Annotated in this window: 4 protein-coding genes and 1 pseudogene; 1 reads left to right on the forward strand and 4 read right to left on the reverse strand. The window is 41.3% G+C overall.

The window, feature by feature from the left end; translation table 11 throughout:
- The 4 genes and pseudogenes from NTV63_02520 to NTV63_02535 all read right to left on the reverse strand — a co-directional run.
- The coding region (locus NTV63_02520) for a hypothetical protein (protein MCX6709808.1) at positions 1–459 on the reverse strand (459 nt) is incomplete at its 3' end.
- Between the two features lie 68 nt (positions 460–527).
- Positions 528–893: a hypothetical protein gene (locus NTV63_02525; protein MCX6709809.1), complete on the reverse strand. Its 366-nt coding sequence runs from the start codon at positions 891–893 to the stop codon at positions 528–530.
- A gap of 138 nt (positions 894–1031) precedes the next feature.
- Positions 1032–2431 (reverse strand): annotated as a pseudogene (locus tag NTV63_02530) (His/Gly/Thr/Pro-type tRNA ligase C-terminal domain-containing protein).
- A gap of 51 nt (positions 2432–2482) precedes the next feature.
- Entirely contained in the window at positions 2483–2713 is a 231-nt protein-coding gene (locus tag NTV63_02535) for a hypothetical protein (protein MCX6709810.1), read from the reverse strand.
- Positions 2714–2910: 197 nt separating this feature from the next.
- Here NTV63_02535 and NTV63_02540 point away from each other — a divergent pair, with 197 nt between their 5' ends.
- Positions 2911–3771 (forward strand): hypothetical protein, encoded by an 861-nt coding sequence (locus tag NTV63_02540; protein MCX6709811.1) that lies wholly within the window; start codon positions 2911–2913, stop codon positions 3769–3771.
- The last annotated feature ends 186 nt before the right edge of the window (positions 3772–3957 follow it).

A 3957-nucleotide genomic window follows, 5' to 3' on the forward strand; every position in this document is an offset into this window, starting at 1 on the left:
TGTTGAGATGAAGGAAATGAAAATTACCTTTGCAAAAAGCGCAGCCTTCCCAATCCTTCCGGGATTTCCCTTAAGAAATCCACCCAGGAATCCGGCTATTCCGAAGCCCAATGCCTGGAATAAAGTCCAGGGCCCCTGTCCGCCGAAAACAAGGAAATTTGAAAGGTATAATGATGAAGCGCCTGCAATGAAGCCCTTTTTCTTCCCGAAAAGAAAGCCTGAAAGCATAGCAAAGAAAGTCAGGGGCTCAACGCTCGGAAGAAACTGCATTGTAGCCCTTAATCCTGCTGCTCCGAGAATAAATCCTGAAAGCACAAGAATTTCCCGCAGTCTTAAAACCTGAATCTCCCTTGAGACCGCCTCAAAAGCGAGCCTTTCATTAAGTGCGCTTCTCCCAGAAGAAACTGAAGACTGCTCGCTCTTTTTCTTCTGCTTTGATTTCAGGGAATAGGATTGCATCTTTCCAAACTTAAATGATGCATTGCAGGAACTTTATAAATATTGCTGAGAAGATTTGGAAAAAAAATTCAGAGTATCAGAATAAGAAGGAAAAGCAGTATTACAGAAATGAATATCCCGCCCATTCTATTGCTGCGTGCGAGCCGGTTTATTGCGATGAAGTAGAAGTAACCAGCAAGAGAAAGCAATGCAAGAACTGCAAAGGCAAGAACAAGAGCGAGAATCGAAAGAGCAGGATTGGGAATGAATATTCTCAGAAAGAAAAACGGAAGCGAAAAGAGGAGAATCCTTGCGATAAAGCCGAGCTTTGTTCCCCTAAGAAGAAAGTTCCTGTTGCTCTCCCTGAATGCGTAGATTACAAGCTCCTCTGGCTCAAGCCCCCACACCAGGTTCCAGAATCCCTTAAAGCATTCCCTGAAAAACTCAAGTATCATTGAATAGCACCTGAATTGGAGAAAATGGCTTTGAATTTAAAAAACTGTTGTTTTTTTAACTACTAATTAGTTAATAATAATTAGGGAAAAAGAATTAATGCTCTTGAGATATTTAAGAATTCAATAAAAAAATAAATTTCAGTAGTTCTTTGCGAAGTATACGAGCTCTTTTGCTTCCTTGCCGCACCCAATGCACTTTGCAGAATGCACTGGCTTTTCGTCAGGGGCGATGCACCTTGTTGTCATCCCTTCAATCCCTGACTTTATTGCATCCTCGCATTCAGGCCTTCCGCAGAAAGGCGCTTTCGCCATCTTATGATGCGCTATTGCCTTCTTGAGCTCAGCGATTGTTGAAACATTTTCAATGTTGTCATACAGGAATTTCTTTGCCTTCTCAAACATCTCATTTTGGATATTTTCAAGTGTTTCCTTGGCTTTTTCCCTTATCTCAGATGCCTTTACTGAAATCTTTTCCCCTGTGTTTCTCTTTACAAAAACGCATTCGCCTTTTGCGACGTCGCGTGGTCCGATTTCAATCCTTAAAGGAACGCCTTTCATTTCCCACTGATTGAATTTCCATCCTGCGCTGTACTCTGTTCTTGCGTCTATCTCAACGCTGAAGTGAGTAGCAAGCTCTTTTCTTATTCTCTCTGCCTCAGATAGAACCGGGCCGTCTTTTTTCTCGTCTCCAAAAAGTATTGGAACTATTACAATCTGCTGGGGAGCAACTCTTGGAGGCATCACAAGCCCCTTGTCGTCTCCGTGCACCATGACTATTTCCCCAATCATTCTTGTGCTTGTTCCCCATGAGATGTAATGAGGGAAGTGCTTTTCCTTGTCCTTGCCCACGAACTCAACTCTGCTGTAGTCATAGTGTATACTGCGCCTGCAAATTTCTCCCTTTCTGTTTTCTTTCCGTAAAGAACAGGTATTGCAAGCTCATTTTCTATTAATGACTTGTATTCCTTAAGGTAGAGCAGTGTTTCTTTTTCTGCTTCCTCAGCTGTCTCATAGATACAGTGCCCCTCCTGCCATAGGAACTCCCTGGTTCTTAAGAACAGCTTTGTCGCCTTGACTTCCCATCTTAAGACATTGCACCACTGGTTGAGCCGTATGGGAAGGTCTCTGTAGCTTCTCACCCATTTTGCATATGAGTCGCAGATTATTGTCTCAGAAGTCGGCCTTATTGCAAGCCGTTCTCCAGAGTCCTCATCCTTGTTTGCAATCCAGGCAACCTCGGGCGAGAATCCTTTTGCGTGCTCTGCCTCTTTCTTGAAGAATGATTCCGGTATCAGGAGAGGGAAGTATGCGTTCTTTACCCCGTCTTTTTTTATTCGTGCATCAAAGCTTTTCTGTATGTTCTCCCAGATTGCATAGGCAAGGGGCTTTATTATCATGAATCCTCGTATTGAGGAGTAATCTGCAAGTCCTGCTTTCAGGACAACCTGGTTGTACCACTCAGAAAGGTCGTCTGCCTTCTTTGTGGTTATCCCAATCTTTGACTGTGAATCTGCCTCATCTGATTTTTGCGCTTTCATTAAGAAGGAGAGTTTTCCCTTGTTTTTAAAGTTTTCCAGATATTAGAATCATTACCTTCTTATTACAAGATTGTAGTATGCGTGCTCCCTGCACAGCCCTGTGTCATAAATCGCCTTCTTTTTCCTTTTTCCTGGGCACTTCCAGCACTCAAAATCAGAATAAACCGGCTCATCTATCAGTTCAAGAGCCCTGTGCTTCTCAAGAGGGTTCAAGCCCGGGCACAGGTTCTTTGCAAGCAAAAACTTAAGCTCTGACTCAGCATCCTTGTTCCAGCAAACCAATCCTATCACCTCAAAAAAAGTAAGGGAATACAATAGAGTTGCATTTGATAAATATTTTATTGGAAAAATAATGGCATGGTGTTGTATCTGGTTATCTTAATCCGACGATTATCCGAGAATAAAATTTAATGTTGTTAATGCAACAGTGAATCATCAAAATGCAAAAGTATATAAGACAAAAAAGATTTTCATTTTTTATGCCGCTTGATTCAGATACAGAAAAAAGGATAATAGAATTTGCCTACAAAAAGCCGTGCACAATAAGCGAGATTGCGTCTCTCATCCACAAAAACTGGAGAACAGCTGACTCCTATGTTGAGCAGATTGTCCAGCGCTCTGGAATAATTGCAGTGAGAATATTCCGCAAGGGAACAAGGGGCGCGCTGAAGATTGTCTACTGGAACAGCAATGAAAAGATGTACTCATCAGAAGTTCAGGAAAGGCTTTTTGAACAGATAAAATCAGGGCGCACAAAAGAAGATTTCTCGCCATTCAATATTTACCAGTTCGCAGACTCAAAAAAGAGAAGCGCTTTTGTTGAACAGCAGGGCGAGGAAGCAACAACAGTCAAGCAGGATATTGCAGGAATATTGAGAAGCGCAAAAAAAGAAGTGTTCATATTCTCCGGGAATTTTTCCTGGGCGAACCTTTCCCAGGGCAAGGAAAAGCTCATTTCTGTGTTTGAGGAGATTGCAAGGAAGGGCGTTCAGATAAAAATCCTTTCAAGGGTTGACATTGCAAGCTACAAGAACATTGTTAAGATGCTTGAGATAAATCACAAGCTTGGTAAAGACATGGTTGAAATCCGGCAGTGCGAGCAGCCGCTAAGGGCATTTGTTATAGATGATGAGCTTGTGAGGTTCAAGGAAATCCTTAACCCTGAAGATTACAGCAAGGATGAGATAGAGAACAAGACATACGCATTCTATGAGATAACTGATAAGGAATGGATTGATTGGCTGATAAAAGTTTTCTGGAGCCTCTTCAGGACAGCACTCCCCGCAGAAAAGTCCATAAAGGACTTGAAGTCAATAAGGGGAATTGAGATAAAGATATGAAACTGAAAAACAGAATCTGAACAAAAGATTTAAGATTATTATTCTGCAAAATACACTAATTTTTAAATTATTGAAACATTAAATCATTAATAAGAGGTGTGAGTTATTAGAGAGAATGTATTTAACAATATATTTCTAAGAATTTTAAGCGGAAAAACAGATTTAATCCTGAAATATGACAAGAGA

The organism is Candidatus Woesearchaeota archaeon (assembly GCA_026394965.1).
Taxonomy (GTDB): domain Archaea; phylum Nanobdellota; class Nanobdellia; order Woesearchaeales; family 0-14-0-80-44-23; genus JAPLZQ01.

What these genes read in the sequence shown, in the direction of transcription:
- NTV63_02540 (MCX6709811.1), top strand. Translation starts at nt 2,911, where the DNA reads ATGCCGCTTGATTCAGATACAGAAAAAAGGATAATAGAATTTGCCTAC.
- NTV63_02525 (MCX6709809.1), bottom strand. Translation starts at nt 893, where the DNA reads ATGATACTTGAGTTTTTCAGGGAATGCTTTAAGGGATTCTGGAACCTG.